Source organism: Streptomyces sp. NPDC048643 (genome assembly GCF_040650615.1).
Lineage (GTDB): Bacteria > Actinomycetota > Actinomycetes > Streptomycetales > Streptomycetaceae > Streptomyces.
This window is the reverse complement of sequence record NZ_JBEZHO010000038.1, coordinates 57053-71473: the sequence shown is the minus strand read 5'-3', so window position 1 is coordinate 71473 and position 14421 is coordinate 57053. Positions and strand designations below refer to the sequence as shown.

15 protein-coding genes are annotated in these 14421 nt (G+C 73.0%); 7 read left to right on the top strand and 8 right to left on the bottom strand.

Annotated elements, in window-relative coordinates; all coding sequences use genetic code 11:
- The first annotated feature begins 61 nt into the window (after window positions 1-61).
- Window positions 62-835: a helix-turn-helix transcriptional regulator gene (locus AB0C62_RS30095; protein WP_362978444.1), complete on the top strand. Its 774-nt coding sequence runs from the start codon at window positions 62-64 to the stop codon at window positions 833-835.
- Here the strand turns inward: AB0C62_RS30095 and AB0C62_RS30090 are convergent.
- Window positions 825-1979 (bottom strand): methyltransferase, encoded by a 1155-nt coding sequence (locus AB0C62_RS30090; protein WP_362978442.1) that lies wholly within the window; start codon window positions 1977-1979, stop codon window positions 825-827. The two genes, AB0C62_RS30095 and AB0C62_RS30090, sit on opposite strands and share 11 nt — an antisense overlap.
- A 59-nt stretch (window positions 1980-2038) precedes the next feature.
- Between AB0C62_RS30090 and AB0C62_RS30085 the strand changes: the two genes are divergently transcribed.
- Entirely contained in the window at window positions 2039-2695 is a 657-nt protein-coding gene (locus tag AB0C62_RS30085; RefSeq protein WP_362978476.1) for an alpha-ketoglutarate-dependent dioxygenase AlkB, read from the top strand.
- Window positions 2696-2847: 152 nt separating this feature from the next.
- Complete coding sequence (locus AB0C62_RS30080) at window positions 2848-4086, top strand: ROK family protein (protein ID WP_362978440.1); 1239 nt, start codon at window positions 2848-2850, stop codon at window positions 4084-4086.
- 22 nt (window positions 4087-4108) lie between these two features.
- Here the strand turns inward: AB0C62_RS30080 and AB0C62_RS30075 are convergent, their stop codons facing one another.
- The 3 genes from AB0C62_RS30075 to AB0C62_RS30065 are packed head-to-tail and all read right to left on the bottom strand — an operon-like array spanning window position 4109 to window position 6214.
- Entirely contained in the window at window positions 4109-4975 is an 867-nt protein-coding gene (locus AB0C62_RS30075) for a phosphotriesterase (RefSeq protein WP_362978474.1), read from the bottom strand.
- Window positions 4976-5025: 50 nt separating this feature from the next.
- Window positions 5026-5610 (bottom strand): DUF4865 family protein, encoded by a 585-nt coding sequence (locus tag AB0C62_RS30070; protein ID WP_362978438.1) that lies wholly within the window; start codon window positions 5608-5610, stop codon window positions 5026-5028.
- A gap of 10 nt (window positions 5611-5620) precedes the next feature.
- Window positions 5621-6214, bottom strand: coding sequence for a TetR/AcrR family transcriptional regulator (locus AB0C62_RS30065; protein WP_362978436.1), 594 nt, complete (start codon window positions 6212-6214; stop codon window positions 5621-5623).
- Window positions 6215-6427: 213 nt separating this feature from the next.
- Between AB0C62_RS30065 and AB0C62_RS30060 the strand changes: the two genes are divergently transcribed.
- From AB0C62_RS30060 to AB0C62_RS30050, 3 genes are read left to right on the top strand one after another with little or no spacing between them, the layout of a single operon-like run.
- Window positions 6428-6733, top strand: a complete 306-nt coding sequence (locus AB0C62_RS30060) for an SHOCT domain-containing protein (RefSeq protein WP_362978434.1) — start codon at window positions 6428-6430, stop codon at window positions 6731-6733.
- Entirely contained in the window at window positions 6730-7488 is a 759-nt protein-coding gene (locus AB0C62_RS30055) for an ABC transporter ATP-binding protein (RefSeq protein ID WP_362978432.1), read from the top strand. Before AB0C62_RS30060 ends, AB0C62_RS30055 begins: the two co-directional genes overlap by 4 nt.
- A complete protein-coding gene (locus tag AB0C62_RS30050; protein ID WP_362978430.1) occupies window positions 7485-10046 on the top strand; it encodes an FtsX-like permease family protein in 2562 nt (853 codons plus the stop codon). The genes AB0C62_RS30055 and AB0C62_RS30050 overlap by 4 nt, the downstream gene beginning before the upstream one ends.
- 62 nt (window positions 10047-10108) lie before the next feature.
- On the opposite strand, the gene AB0C62_RS30045 is transcribed toward AB0C62_RS30050, so the two are convergent.
- Window positions 10109-10624, bottom strand: a complete 516-nt coding sequence (locus tag AB0C62_RS30045; protein WP_362978428.1) for an ATP-binding protein — start codon at window positions 10622-10624, stop codon at window positions 10109-10111.
- Window positions 10625-10830: 206 nt separating this feature from the next.
- Window positions 10831-11154, bottom strand: coding sequence for a hypothetical protein (locus AB0C62_RS30040; RefSeq protein WP_362978426.1), 324 nt, complete (start codon window positions 11152-11154; stop codon window positions 10831-10833).
- A gap of 316 nt (window positions 11155-11470) precedes the next feature.
- Here AB0C62_RS30040 and AB0C62_RS30035 point away from each other — a divergent pair, with 316 nt between their 5' ends.
- Window positions 11471-12595, top strand: a complete 1125-nt coding sequence (locus AB0C62_RS30035) for a PLP-dependent cysteine synthase family protein (protein ID WP_362978424.1) — start codon at window positions 11471-11473, stop codon at window positions 12593-12595.
- Between the two features lie 18 nt (window positions 12596-12613).
- On the opposite strand, the gene AB0C62_RS30030 is transcribed toward AB0C62_RS30035, so the two are convergent.
- The gene (locus AB0C62_RS30030; protein WP_362978422.1) at window positions 12614-13093 is read right to left on the bottom strand and encodes an SRPBCC family protein; all 480 of its coding nucleotides are present in this window, start codon (window positions 13091-13093) and stop codon (window positions 12614-12616) included.
- 113 nt (window positions 13094-13206) lie between these two features.
- Window positions 13207-14037 carry a DeoR/GlpR family DNA-binding transcription regulator gene (locus AB0C62_RS30025; RefSeq protein ID WP_362978420.1) on the bottom strand — a complete coding sequence of 277 codons (831 nt, stop codon included), beginning with the start codon at window positions 14035-14037 and terminating at the stop codon, window positions 13207-13209.
- Window positions 14038-14421: the final 384 nt, after the last annotated feature.

The window sequence follows — 14421 nt, the reverse complement described above, 5'->3', positions numbered from 1 at the left end:
GGGCGATGTCCGCGCCGATGCCGCCCCGGGCGCCCCGGACCGCCACTGGTACTTTTCCCCCGTGCGCGAGACGGAGCTGTACCTCCGTGAGCCGCCCGGTGTCGCCGGTGTCGGCGTCGGGGTGCATGGTGTCGCGAGTGCCACGGACGTGTTCCGGCTGCCGGAGCTGTGGCAGCTGCACCTCTACCAGTACGAGGCCGAGCTGACCGTCGACGGCACGGCGCACGTCGTCCGGCCCGGCCGGGTCAGCCTCGTGCCGCCCGGTGCCACGGTCCGGTTCCGCTACCGAGGCCGCTCCGAGCACCTCTACGCGCACCTGCGCATCACACCCGCCGGCCCACCCCGGACGGTTCCCGTCGTACAGGACGCGGGCCCCGAACTCCCCCTGCTCTCGGCACTGTTGCTGAACGCCGTCGCGGCGGCCCCGGCGCAGCCCGACCGCACGCGGGCCGAGATCTGGGCCGCACTGTGGCGCGTCGCCGACCTCGCGCCGGCCGCCGCGACACGACCCGGGCCGCACCCCGCCGTCGGCACCGCGATCGCCCACATCGAGGCCCGTCTCGCCGCCCCCCTGACCATCCCGGAGGTCGCGCGCGCCGCCGGGGTCTCCCACAACCACCTCACCCGGCTGTTCCGCGCCGAGACCGGCAGCACCGTCGTGGCGTACATCCGCCGGCGCAGACTGGAGCGCGCCCACCACCTGCTGCGCGCCTCGACCCTCTCCATCCCGGCCGTGGCCGCCGCCGTCGGCATCCCCGACCTGCAGGCGTTCAACAAGGCGTGCAGGCGTGAGCTCGGCGCCCCGCCCCGGGCCCTGCGCGGCGTTACCGGCTGACGTCCTTCTTCACGGCCCGCAGGACCACGAACTTCGCTTCCCCGGCCACCAGTTCACTGTTGCCGAAGAGACGGCGCAGCTTCAGGTGGTACCCCAGGTGGCGGTTGCCGATCACCCACAGCTCACCGCCGGGCCGCAGCGCGTCGCGGGCGTCCGAGAACATCCGCCACGCGGTCGTGTCCGTCGTCGCCTGGTGGGAGTGGAACGGGGGGTTGTTCACGACGAGATCGACACTTCCGGCGGGGACGCCCGCCAGACCGTCGGCGACGCGGAACTCGGCGTCCCCGGCGGCGTTCGCCCGGTACGTCGCCTCCGCCGACGCGACCGCCTGGTACGACTCGTCGACGAAGAGCACGTCCGCGTCCGGATTGGCCAGCGCCAGCGCCGTACCGACCACTCCGTTCCCGCAGCCCAGGTCGACGACCCGCTCGGGGCCCCGGCTGCGCGGCAGATGCTGGAGCAGGAAGCGGGTGCCGATGTCGAGGCGGTCGGCGCAGAACACCCCCGCGTGGTTGACGACCGTGCGCCCGGAGACGATCCCGATGTCCTCGGGGAGCCGGTAGCTGAGTGGCCAGGGGTTGGCCTCCCGGGCGATCCCGGGCAGCGGGGTGCAGAAGATGAGCCGGGCCTTCTTCTCGGCCAGCGAGGTGCGGGTGGGGCCGAGGATCCGCTCGAACAGCCTCAGCGTCGAGGTGTGGATCTCCTTGACCATCCCGGTGCCCACCACGACGGTGCCGGGGTGCACCGCGGGCGCCAGCCGGTTCAGCTGGTCCTCCAGTAGGGCGAGGCTCTTCGGCACCCGGACCAGCAGCACGTCGATCCGCCCGGGAGGCGGGTCCTGGGTGGTGAGGAGCCGGACGGTCGACTCCTCGGCACCGGCCCGCGCCAGGTTCGCCCTGGTCGCCTGCTGGGCCAGGTGGGAGTCGGTGATCTGCGTCGGCCCGGCCGCGGACAGCGCGGTGGCGAGAGCGCCCCACCGGTCTCCGACGATCACGACCGAACCCGTCAGGTCGGTCCCGCTCTCCGCGAGGTGTCGCAGCAGGTAGGTGTCGGCGGCGTCCCACGCGCGCAGCGGGTCGCGGGGGTCCTCGGGAAATCGGGCGAGCTCGTGGTCGCCCCAGGGGCTGGTCATCCGGTCGGTCATCGTGGGTCAAGGCTAAGGGACACAGGTCGGCGGGGGTGCGCGAGGATGGAGGCATGTCGATGGACGCGGAGCTCTTTCCCCGCAGCCGTAGGGAGATCGCGCCCGGAGCGGTCCACCTCCCGGACTGGCTGGACGCGGGCCGCCAGCTGCGGCTCCTGGAGGACTGCCGGGCCTGGGCACGGCCGCCGGCCGGACTGCGCACGGTCCGTACCCCCGGCGGCGGCACGATGACCTCCCGGCAGGTCTGCCTGGGCCGGCACTGGTACCCGTACGGCTATGCCCGCACGGTCGTCGACGGTGACGGCTCCCCGGTGAAGGCGTTCCCCGACGAACTCGGCGAGCTGGCCCGCGCGGCGGCCGTGGACGCCCTCGGCGGGAGCGACCCCGGCGGAGGCGGGCCCGCGTACGACATCGCGCTGATCAACTTCTACGACGCCGACGCCCGCATGGGCATGCACCGGGACGGCGACGAGTCGTCCGACGCCCCGGTGGTCTCCCTCAGTCTCGGAGACACCTGCGTCTTTCGGTTCGGGAACACGGAATCCCGGACCCGGCCCTACACGGACGTCGAGCTGCGCAGCGGTGACCTGTTCGTGTTCGGCGGCGCGTCACGGCTCGCGTTCCACGGTGTGCCACGGGTGTACGGGGGCACGGGACCGCCCGAGTTGGGGCTGACCGGACGGCTGAACGTCACGCTCCGGGTCAGCGGGTTCTGAGCGGTGCCCGCGACGTCGCGTCGTCCGCCCGCCGGGTCGGCCGGGCCGCGCGGAGTGCACGGGACGCCCGGCGCGGCCCGGCATCGCACACCGCACCGGCCGAGCCGACGGGGCGGGCCACCGCGGGAGCGGATCATGGGAGACTCACCCTCATGAACGGCAAGGCGGGCCCCCGGACGGCGGGGGACGGGAACACGCGGACACGGCTCGACCGGGGGCGCGGTGCGCTCGGACCGGCCCTGGAGCTCGTGCACACCGGGCGTGCGCCGACGCGTGCCGTGCTCACCGCCGAGCTGGGCGTCACGCGGGCGACCGCGGGCGCGGTGGCCGCCGAGCTGGAGGCGCTGGGGCTGATCCGCGTCGACGCCCGGCCCGGTGCCGCCGCCGGCTCCCAGGGGCGCCCCTCGCACCGTCTGGAGGTCGCCGAGGACGGGCCCGTCGCGCTCGCCGCGCAGGTGCACGCCGACGGGTTCCGCGCCGCGCTGGTCGGCCTGGGCGGCCGGATCGTGGCCACCGCGCCCGGCTGCGAGGCGATCGACGCCGACCCGGCGAAGGTGCTCGGTTCGGTCGTCGAGGCCGGCGCCGACCTGCTCCGGGCGACGGGCCGCCGCTGCGTCGGCGCCGGCCTCGCCGTTCCGTCCGCCGTCGCCGAACCCGAGGGACTCGCCCTCAACCCGCTGCACCTGGCGTGGCCCGCCGGAGCCCCGGTCCGGCAGATCTTCGCCGAGCGGGTGCGCGCGGCGGGCATCGAGGGACCCGCGTTCGCCGCCAACGACGTCAACCTCGCCGCGCTCGCCGAGCACCGGCACGGAGCGGGCCGCGGCGCCCGGGACCTGCTCTGCGTGGCCACCGGACACCGCGGTGTCGGTGGCGCGCTCGTGCTCGACGGCCGCCTGCACACCGGCAGTTCGGGGCTCGCCCTCGAAGTCGGTCACCTCACCGTGAACCCCGAGGGCCGCCCCTGCTACTGCGGAAGCCGCGGCTGTCTCGACGTCGAGGCGGACCCGCTGGCCTTCCTCACCGCCGCGGGCCGTGCCCCCGGCCCCGAGGTGTCGCTGCTCCAGCAGTCCAACGAGCTGATCCGCGACGAGTACGGCGATCCGTCCGTACGCCGTGCCACCGAGGCGCTCATCGACCGGCTCGGTCTCGGACTCGCGGGCCTCGTCAACATCCTCAACCCGGACCGCATCATCCTCGGCGGGCTCCACCGCAGCCTGCTGGACGCCGACCCGGGACGGCTGCGTGCCGTCGTCGCCGACCGCAGCCTGTGGGGCCGCAGCGGTGTGGTGCCGATCCTGGCGTGCACCCTGGACCACAACAGCCTGGTGGGCGCGGCCGAGTTGGCGTGGCAGCCCGTCCTGGACGACCCGTTGTCGGCTCTGGCCGGCTGAGGGCCCGGTTCGTCGTCCCGTCTCAGGGACGCCAGGCCACGCCGAAGGCGCGTGCCGGATTGTCGGTGAGGATCCGGTCCACCAGGTCCTGTCCCAGGGCGTGTTCGAGCCGGGGGCGGACGCGCCGCAGCAGATACGGCATACCCGGGCCGCCGTTCACCGACCGGGCTGCCGCTGTCGTCGTGTCGCCTCCGAGCAACAGGGTTTCTCCGAACCCGGCGTCGGCCAGGGCGCGTACGGCGTCCGGCATGCGCCAGTCGGTGGCGTGGTTGGCGCGGGAGGGGCCGTCGAACGCGAGATAGGCCCCCGCTCCGGCGGCCTCACGGTGGACCACGAGGTCCGGCGAACGGTTCAGATGCCCGAGGATCACCCGGTCCGGTGGCACACCCGACTCCCCGCACAGCAGGTCGAGCACGTCGAGGGCGGCGGTTCCCAGCTCCAGGTGGACGGCGATCGGCGCGCCGGTGGCATGGTGGGCCTCGGCCGCCGCCGTCATGGTCCAGCGGGCGTGCGCGTCCACCGCGTGGAAGGCGCCCGCCACCTTGATCAGCCCGGCCCGGACACCGGACGTGCCGATGCCCGAGGTGAGTTCGGAGACGAAGAGAGCGGCCAGGTCGCCGCGCAGCCGCCGCAGTGACTCCGGTGCGTAATGGGCGGCCTGGTGCAGTCCGGTCGCCGCCACGATGTGCACCCCGGTGTCGCGGGAGATCAGCGGCAGATCGGCGGCGCGCCTGCCCAGCCCGTACGGCGTCCACTGGACCACGCAGGCGCCGCCCTGTTCGCGGAAGGCGGCCAGCTCGGCGCGGGCGGCGGACGCGTCCCGCAGTTCCTGGCCCGGCAGTCGGGGGCTGCCGAAGAAGAGGTGGTCGTGCGCGTCGCACACCCCCATGGCCTCGGGCGGCAGGTCCCCGAGCACGGTGCGGACGGTGGCGCCCGGGCTCACCACTGCCGGCCCCGGGGGAGCGACTCCCGCTCCGGCTGCGAGAGATGAAGCACCTGGAAGACTTCTCCGGCCGCCGTGGGGGAGGCGTCGGCCCAGAGCGAGAAGTGGACGGTCTCCCAGTGGCGCGGATCGACGGCGGCCGCCGCGCTCACCACCCCGTCCAGGGAAGCGAGTCGTACGGTCTCCCGTACCGCCTCCTCCATCGCCTCCGCCAGTTCCACTCCCTCGGCGACAGGACGTCGGGTGCGGACCGCGGCCACGGCCGCCGAGCCGGCGGCGCCGCCCTCCTCGTGGACCAGTCCGGTCCAGTGCTGGACGACGGGGCGCCCGAAGTCGTTCACCAGGCCCTGGAACGCCCCTCCCCAGAGGAAGGAGTTCATGCCCTCGACAGTGTTCCACAGGTAGAACGGCGCGTACTGGTTCACCGGGGATCCGTCGACCCCGCGCTCGCGCATCAGATACGCCTTGAACCCGAGGCCGTCCCACGCGTCGAGCAGGTGGCCGACCCGGGCGACCCGGTCGCGGACGACGGTCATGTCGTAGTCGGCGGGAAGCGTGATCTCGTACTGCATCGCGTGCATGGCGGAGTCCCTATCCGTGCGCGGTGTCGGGGGCGGCCGGGGCCAGCAGCGCGAGCAGTCCCCGCACTCCCGCGTCGAAGGCGGCCGGGGAACCCGAGGCGCGGGCCAGCACATAGCCGCCCTGGACGGTCGCGAGGATCGTCGCGGCGGTGTCACCGGCGTCGAGCGCGGGCGCGAACTGCCCCTGCTCCTTGCCCTCTTCGACGAGTGCGGCCAGCCGCCCGCGCAGCCAGTCGAGCGTCTCCTCGACCGGTGCGCGCAGCGCGGCGTCGGTCATCACGTCCGGATCCATCGTGAGCCGCCCCACGGGGCAGCCGCGCAGAACCTCGCGTTCACGGCGCAGGTAGGCCTCGATGCGCTCGTACGGGGAGCCGGGCGGGGCGAGCGCGGCCTCGGCGGCGGCCCGCATCTCGGCCGCCGTGCGGCGGATCGCGGCGAGCGCCAGGTCGGGCTTGCCGCGGAAGTGGTGGTACATGCTGCCCTGCCCGGCCCCGGCGCGATCCAGGATCGCCCTGGGGCTGGTGCCCACGTAACCGCGCTCCCACAGCAGCTCGCGTGTGGACTCGATCAGTCGGTCCGCAGTGTCCATGCACTCACTGTACATACCAGTAGGTACAACAGTCGAGGCGCGAGGGCGCACCCGCAGGTCCGGCCGGGGCGGACGCCCTCGGAGCAGCGTCGGACGCCGCGCGTACTCCCGCGGAGGTACGCGGACGGCCGCTGGCCGTACGACGACTCGGACCCCCTCGCGGAGCGAGTCTCGAAGCATCAGCAGATCCCGCGTGACAGCGCGGTCCCACCGAGGAGATGACCCGAGATGCAGACCCTGGCGAACTGGGACGGCGGCCCCGGCCCGTGGATCCTGTTCTTCCCGCTGATCTGGGCGGCGGTCGTGATCGGCGCCGTGACCGTCCTGCGGCGCACCGCCCGGCGTGGCCGCCGTGGCCCGTGGCGGGCCGTGGGCGGCTTCGGCCCCGCTGACCCCCGGCCGACGGGCGACTCGCCGATCGCCGTGCTCGGCCGGCGCTTCGCCTCCGGGGAGATCGACGAGGACGAGTACTGGCGCCGGCTGTCCGTCCTCGACGAGCAGTTCGGCCGCACGGCCAAGGGCGGTGCGGCATGACCGCCGAGACGACCGGCCGTGACGCGGCCCGGGTCACCGATGCCGTGAAGGTGTACGGCGGCGGCGACATGGCCGTACGGGCCCTCGACGGGGTGAGCGTCGGCTTCCCGGCCGGCCGCTTCACCGCGATCATGGGCCCGTCCGGGTCCGGCAAGTCCACCCTCATGCACTGCGCCGCGGGCCTGGACACCCTCACCTCCGGAACCGCCCACATCGGCGACACCGACATCGGCGCGCTCGACGACCGCCGTCTGACCCTGCTGCGCCGCGACCGCGTCGGGTTCGTCTTCCAGGCCTTCAACCTGATCCCGACCCTCACCGTCGCGGAGAACATCACCCTGCCCCTGGACCTCGCCGGCACCGGCGGCTCCCGCGAGTGGATCGACTCGCTCGTCGACGTCGTCGGCCTGCGCGACCGGCTGCATCACCGGCCCAGCCAGCTCTCCGGCGGACAGCAGCAACGCGTCGCCGTGGCACGGGCGTTCGCCGGCCGGCCCGATGTCGTCTTCGCCGACGAACCCACCGGCAACCTCGACTCCCGCTCCGGCGGGGAGGTACTGAACCTCCTCGGCCGGACGGTGCGCCGGACGGGCCGCACGGTCGTCATGGTCACGCACGACCCGGTCGCCGCGGCGCACGCCGACGAGGTGGTCTTCCTCGCCGACGGACGTCTCGTCGACCGGATGGAGAACCCGACGGCCGACCGGGTCCTCGACCGTATGAAGGCCCTCGACGCAACGGCGGCCCCGGTATGAACACCGCCCTGCGCCTCAGCGTCTCGTCGCTGCGCGCCCACCGGCGGCGCTTCGCCGGTACGTTCTTCGCGGTGTTCCTCGGTGTCGCGTTCCTGGCCGGCACGCTCGTCATGGGCGACACCCTGCGCGCCGGGTTCGACACCATGTTCGGCAACGCGACCCAGGGCACCGACGCCGTCGTCCGCAGCGCCGAGACCATCACCGCGCCGGGGGAGAGCCAGGGCGTGCGCAGCCCCGTCGACACCGATCTCGTGCGGACGATCGAGCGGGCTCCCGGGGTAGCCGCCGCGGTGCCCGACATCCAGGGCGCGGGCCAACTGGTCGGCGCCGACGGCAAGCCCATCGGCGGGCAGGGTCCGCCCACCCTCGCGGGCAACTGGATCGACGACCCGGAACTCAACGCCTACCGGCTCGCCGAGGGCCGGGCGCCGGCGAGGACCGGCGAGGTCGTCGTCAACCGGGGCGCCGCGAAGAAGGGCGACCTGCGGATCGGTGACACGACGGTCCTGCGCACCCCCGACCCCGTCCGGGTGACGATCGTGGGCATCGCGACCTTCGGCGGCGAGGACGGCATGGCGCAGGTGACGTTCACCGGAATGACGCGGGCCGACGCCGAGAAGTACCTCACCCCGAAGCCCGGCGAGGCCGCGAGCATCCGGGTGCGGGCCGGCCCGGGAGTCGGCCAGGAGGAACTCGTCTCCGCTTTGACTCCCGTGCTGCCCAAGGGAGTCGAGGCCATCACCGGACAGGAGTCCGCGCAGGAGAACACCGACATGATCTCCAGCCAGTTCCTGACGATCTTCACCACACTGCTGCTCGTCTTCTCCGGGATCGCGCTCCTCGTGGCGACCTTCTCCATCCACAACACCTTCGCCATCGTCGTCGCCCAACGCACCCGTGAGAACGCGCTGTTGCGTGCTCTCGGCGCCTCACGCCGCCAGGTCACCGTGTCGACCCTGGCCGAGGCGACCGTCGTCGCCGTGACGGCCTCCGCCGTCGGACTCGCCGGTGGTGTCGGGATCGCGGCCGGACTCCAGGCGCTGTTCCCGGCCATCGGATTCCCCTTCCCCGACGGCGCCTTGGTGATCAGCGGCCTGTCCATGCTGCTGCCCCTCGCCGTCGGCGTCGTGGTCTGCCTCGCCTCCGCGCTGCTGCCCGCCGCGCGGGCCGGTCGCACCGCGCCACTCGCCGCCCTGCGGGAGACCGCCGTCGACGAGTCCGGCGCCTCCCGCGGACGCGCGATCACCGGCGGGGGACTGGCCGCCCTCGCCGTGGCCGCCACCCTGACCGGTGTCCTGCTGACCCCGTCCCTCTGGCTCGCCGGCCTCGGCGCGCTGCTCGCCCTCGCCGCCTTCGTGGTCCTCGGGCCCGTCGCGTCCTCCACCGCGGTACGCGTCCTCGGTACCCCCGTCGCCAGGCTGCGCGGTGTCACCGGCGGACTCGCCCGGCGCAACGCGCTGCGCAGCCCCAGGCGCACGGCGGCCACGGCCGGCGCCCTGATGATCGGCGTCGCCGTCGTCTCGCTGTTCACCGTGTTCGGCGCCTCGCTCAAGGCCACCATGGACCAGACGGTCTCCCGCTCCTTCGCCGGCGACATCGCCGTCAGCGCACCCTCGTTCGGCGCGGGCGGCAGCGGGCTGAGCCCCCGGCTGGCCCCCGCCGTGGCGCGGGTGCCGGTGGTCGAGGACGCCGTCGGGCTCGGCAAGGGCGTCGCCGAAGTCAACGGCAGCGGAAAGGCGTTGACGGTCACCGATCCGGTCACCCTCGGCAGGGTCTTCGATCTCGGCCATGTGCGGGGCTCGTTGAGCGCTCTCGGCACCGACGGCATCGCCATCACCCGCAAGGAGGCCGACCGGCAGCACCTGGAGACCGGGGACACGGCCCGGCTCACCTTCACCGACGGCCAGCAGCAGGACTTCACGGTCCGCGCCGTCTACGGACAGTCGGAACTCGCGGGCGAGTACGTCATCACCCGCGCGGCCTGGGCCCCGCATCGCACACAGGACTCCGACACGCTCGTGGCCGTCTCGCTGAAGGACGGAGTGAGCACGGCGCAGGGCACGGCCGCCGTGCGACAGGTCGCCGAGCGTTACGGCAACCCCGAGGTGCAGACCCGCGACGCGTACGCGCGCTCCTCCGCGGGCGGCATCGACATGATGCTCACCCTGGTCTACGCGCTGCTGGCTCTCGCGGTCCTCATCGCCCTGTTGGGCATCGCCAACACGCTGACGCTCGCGATGCACGAGCGCACCCGGGAGATCGGACTGCTGCGGGCCGTCGGGCAGACCCGGGCGCAGCTTCGCGCCATGGTCCGCTGGGAGTCGGTCCTCGTCGCCGCGTTCGGCACGGCGGGTGGTCTCGCCCTCGGTGCCTTCCTCGGCTGGGTGCTGGTCGAGGCCTCCGAGGGGGCGTCCGACACCGCGTTCGCCTTCGCGGTACCGCCGCTCCGGCTCGTGGTGGTGGCCCTGGTGGGCCTCGGCGCGGGTGCCCTCGCGGGCCTGCGTCCGGCTCGGCGGGCGGCGCGACTGGACGTACTGCGCGCCATCGCCACCGAGTGAGCCGTCCTGACCCGTACGACGTCCTCCGGGGAGCCGCGTACGCGACGGAGGTCACCGCCCGGTCAGCCGGCAACGGCCGACCGGGCGGGAGCATGTTCCGGCCGAAGGGCGTCGACGGTCTGCCGCAGCGAGGCCTCGCAGGAGATCTCGTACGGCGAGCGGAGCGTGGACGCCACCACGGGCGCCTTCGCCGGAAGCGTGAACCAGACGACCTTGCCCGACTCGCCGTCGGGCCGCGCGCCCCAGTTCTCGCTCACCGCGGCGACCATGGCGAGGCCGCGTCCGCACGTGGCGCCGGTGTCGGCCTCCCGTACCTCGGGAAGCCGCGGATCGTGGTCGCGTACCGAGACCGTGAGGGTGTCGAGCAGCAGCTCGATCTTCACGGTGCACTGTTTGTCGGGCTGGGCGTGCAGGTGCACGTTGGTGAGCAGCTCGGTGACTCCGAGCGCGGCCCGGTCTATCAAGGGGTCCAGATGCCAGTAACGCAACTGTGCAGAGACGATTCTGCGGACCTGGCCGATCCGCGACGGCAGGGCTTGGAGCTCCACCGTGCAATGCCTGCTTGGCTGGCTGATCACGGCTGCGACTCCCCGAATTGAGGTCCGGAAGAAGACGGAGATCGGATCCAGCGGGGCGGCTGAGTGGAACGGCCGCCCGCTGTGATGACCGGCGGGCTGGTTCGCAGCGTTATCGCCGGTTGACCCAGAGTAGTGATGTGACATCAGAGTGACCCAGGGGGCGCCGTCCTGCAACTCGCGGTGCCTTCCGAGCCGTCGTGGCCGCCTCAGCGACCGCGTCCCGCCGCCCTGCGGACCGCTTCGATGAAGCGGCGCGCCGAAGGCGGCCCCGGCCTTCCGGGGGCGGGATCGTGCTCGCCGAGGGTGAGCGAATAGCGGGTGCCGTTGACGTCCGCCGACGCCCGGTCCTCGTGCGCGAACCAGGGCCTCGACGCGCGCACCGCCTGCACCGGGGCACTGTCGATCTCACTGCCGTAGCTGGTGAGCAACTGCAGCCTGCCGTCGCTGATCCGGACCTGTCCGGCCCGGGTGAGCGAACGCAGCCGCTTCCCGATCCGCACGCCCGTGGCCGTGAACTCCGGCTCCGCCATGCTGCTCCGCCCCCTTGTGCGCCGCGGCTGTGCCTGTCGTGATTCCCGGTGCCCGTCCCCGGCGGGGGCGATCGCCCCGTGGGGCAGTCTGCCCGCAGGTGGCGCCCAGCACCAGTGCGCATGGCGAGGCGGTCGGGGCGCCGGGCGCAAAGGCCGGTATGCGCCCCCCTCGTCGGCGCCCGCACGCCGTACCCAGGGGTGCCTTTGGGGCGCCCAAAGGTGTGTTTATGCAGGTGAGAAGCGTGCGGAAGGTGTTTATGATCGAAGCGTCCGACCAGTTCAAGCGGCGTCGGCACCAGGCGTTAGGAGCCCTGCCGTGAGCACTCCCCAGCAGATCCGGACCGGTGAGACCCTCGACGTCGACCGTACCGACGAGGGATACCGGAGCTGGCTCAAAGAGGCCGTCCGCAAGGTCCAGGCCGACGCCAACCGCTCGGCGGACACCCACCTGCTCCGCTTCCCGCTGCCCGAGGCGTGGGGCATCGACCTGTACCTGAAGGACGAGTCGACCCACCCCACCGGCAGCCTCAAGCACCGCCTCGCCCGCTCCCTGTTCCTGTACGGCCTGTGCAACGGATGGATCCGTCCGGACCGCCCGGTGATCGAGGCGTCCAGCGGTTCCACCGCCGTCTCCGAGGCGTACTTCGCGGGGCTCATCGGCGTGCCCTTCATCGCCGTCATGCCCCGCACCACGAGCCCCGAGAAGTGCCGCCTCATCGAGTTCCACGGCGGCAGGTGCCACTTCGTGGACGACTCGCGCCGGATGTACGAGGAGGCCGGCGCCCTCGCGGTCGAGACCGGCGGCCACTACATGGACCAGTTCACCTACGCGGAACGCGCCACGGACTGGCGCGGCAACAACAACATCGCCGAATCCATCTTCCGTCAGCTGGAGTTGGAGCGGTTCCCCGAGCCCGCGTGGATCGTCGCCACGGCCGGCACCGGCGGTACCTCGGCCACCCTCGCGCGCTACGTCCACTACATGCAGGCGGACACCCGCATCTGTGTCGCCGACCCCGAGAACTCCTGCTTCTTCGAGGGCTGGACCACCGGCGACCCGGACGTCACCTGCGACTGCGGCTCACGCATCGAGGGCATCGGCCGGCCGCGCATGGAGCCGAGCTTCGTGCCGGGCGCGGTCGACCGGATGATGAAGGTCCCCGACGCGGCCAGCGTCGCCGCCGTGCGCGCGCTGGAACAGGCCATCGGCCGCAAGGCGGGAGGTTCGACCGGAACCGGCCTGTGGAGCGCCCTGAAGATCGTCGCCGAGATGGTGGCTTCGGGGCGCAAGGGCAGCGTGGTGACGCTGCTCTGCGACCCGGGCGACCGCTATCTCGACAAGTACTACTCGGACGCCTGGCTGGAGGAGCAGGGCCTGGACATCGCCCCGTACACCGAGGCGATCACCAGCCTGCTGCACACGGGCGTCTGGCCGGACTGACCGGCGCGGGACCGGAGTTCAGGCGTGCGTCGGCGCCAGCCGCCGGTCCAGTGCCGTCACCGCGCCGCGGAAGGCGCGGCCCAGACCGGCGCGCCCCAGGGTGAGGCCCCCGCGGAACAGCGCCGTCCCGTCGGCGGCGAAGGTCCACTGCACGCGGGTGCCCCGGCCGGCGGGCGTCAGCCGCCACTCCTCGACGAGCGCCCGTATCCCCGGCGCGTTCGTCGCGTCCACCCGGTACGCGTATGTCCGGGGCGCCTCGGCGACCAGAACCGTCTCCTCGAACCGCGTGCCACCCCGCAGCCGCACCTCGCGTCCCGCGCCGTCGGCGGTGGGCCGGGCCAGCGTCACCGCCGAGAACCAGTCGCTCCAGCCGGACACGTCCTCGGCGAGCGCCCGGAAGACCGCCTCGGGATCGGCGGTCACCTCGCGGGCGAACACCAGACGCACCGGAGCGGTCTCGACGAAGTCGGGTCCTACCGGACGCAGACGGCGTGCCATGAGCGAACCCCCCAGCGGGAACCAGTCCCGGTCGGCAGCGATCGATGACCTCGGCGCCCGGCACCGCGGACAGCTCCGGCGGCGCGGGCAGCGACACCCTAGCCGCCGGTCCGTCAGATGTCTGTATCGTCCTCGGGCTCACCGGCCACGACCAGCCGCCGCAGATGCTCGGCTATCTCCGAGCGGGCACCGGCCGGAAGCCCCCCGTCGGTCACCAGCGTGTCGACCTGCTCCAGCGCGGCGAACGAACTCAGGCCCACCGTGCCCCACTTGGTGTGGTCGGCGACCACGACGACCCGCCGCGCGGACTGCACCAGCCGCCGGTTGGTCTCCGCCTCCGCGAGGTTCGGCGTCGACAGCCCCGCCTCCAGCGATATGCCGTGCACGCCGAGGAAGAGGACGTCGAAGTGCAGGGTCGCGATGGCCTGATCGGCAACCGGTCCGACGAGCGAGTCGGACGGCGTGCGGACACCGCCCGTGAGGACCACCGTGGCGCCGCCCTGCCGCTGGCCGGAGGTGCGCTGCGCGGAGTGGAACACGTCCGCCACCCGCACCGAGTTGGTGACCACCGTCAGGTCCGGGACGTCCAGCAGCCGATGCGCCAGCGCGTACGTCGTCGTACCGCCGGAGAGCGCGATCGCCGAGCCGGGCGCGACCAACTCGGCCGCCGCCCGCGCGATGTCCTCCTTGGCGGTCAGCTCCAGACCGGACTTGGCCTCGAAACCCGGCTCGTGCGTACTCGCCTCGGCCACCGGGACCGCGCCGCCGTGCACCTTCTCGACGACACCCTGACGGGCCAGCGCGTCGAGGTCGCGGCGGACCGTCATGTCGGACACACCGAGCTTGCGCGTCAGTTCGTTCACACGGACGCCGCCGCGGCGGCGCACCTCGTCGAGGATCAGGGCGCGACGCTGCTCCGCGAGGAGGTTCTGATTCTCACTCACGACCGCTCCGGTCCTTTCGCCGCTGCCTGCCCGACACTCCGTCCGAACCCACTCCCACGTGGACATTCTCCTAGTCCGAGGTCTGGAGGAGGTCCCATCCTCGCACGGGACACCGCCAGTCGCGCCACTGCCCACACGCCCGTTCCGACCCTCCGGAGCCGCCACTTTCACACGTATCGGGGAGATTCCGCGCGTTCGACTGTGCCCGGCGCCGTCCAGCCGCGATCCTTGTGCCTGAACATGACAGATGTGGCACGCGTTGCCCGGGGGAGTGCGGAACAGTGGAACACGCACCGGAACAGACCGCCGGCGGGGAGAACGGACGAGCGTTACCCCGGCCCGAAGCGGACGACATCGCGCTGGAACTCCTCGTCCACGGCGTGG

Excerpts from the sequence above, each read along its gene's own strand:
- AB0C62_RS30090 (WP_362978442.1), bottom strand. The coding sequence starts at position 1,979 with ATGACCGACCGGATGACCAGCCCCTGGGGCGACCACGAGCTCGCCCGA.
- AB0C62_RS30085 (WP_362978476.1), top strand. The coding sequence starts at position 2,039 with ATGGACGCGGAGCTCTTTCCCCGCAGCCGTAGGGAGATCGCGCCCGGA.
- AB0C62_RS30080 (WP_362978440.1), top strand. The coding sequence starts at position 2,848 with ATGAACGGCAAGGCGGGCCCCCGGACGGCGGGGGACGGGAACACGCGG.
- AB0C62_RS30075 (WP_362978474.1), bottom strand. The coding sequence starts at position 4,975 with ATGGGGGTGTGCGACGCGCACGACCACCTCTTCTTCGGCAGCCCCCGA.
- AB0C62_RS30070 (WP_362978438.1), bottom strand. The coding sequence starts at position 5,610 with ATGCACGCGATGCAGTACGAGATCACGCTTCCCGCCGACTACGACATG.
- AB0C62_RS30065 (WP_362978436.1), bottom strand. The coding sequence starts at position 6,214 with ATGTACAGTGAGTGCATGGACACTGCGGACCGACTGATCGAGTCCACA.
- AB0C62_RS30060 (WP_362978434.1), top strand. The coding sequence starts at position 6,428 with ATGCAGACCCTGGCGAACTGGGACGGCGGCCCCGGCCCGTGGATCCTG.
- AB0C62_RS30055 (WP_362978432.1), top strand. The coding sequence starts at position 6,730 with ATGACCGCCGAGACGACCGGCCGTGACGCGGCCCGGGTCACCGATGCC.
- AB0C62_RS30050 (WP_362978430.1), top strand. The coding sequence starts at position 7,485 with ATGAACACCGCCCTGCGCCTCAGCGTCTCGTCGCTGCGCGCCCACCGG.
- AB0C62_RS30040 (WP_362978426.1), bottom strand. The coding sequence starts at position 11,154 with ATGGCGGAGCCGGAGTTCACGGCCACGGGCGTGCGGATCGGGAAGCGG.
- AB0C62_RS30030 (WP_362978422.1), bottom strand. The coding sequence starts at position 13,093 with ATGGCACGCCGTCTGCGTCCGGTAGGACCCGACTTCGTCGAGACCGCT.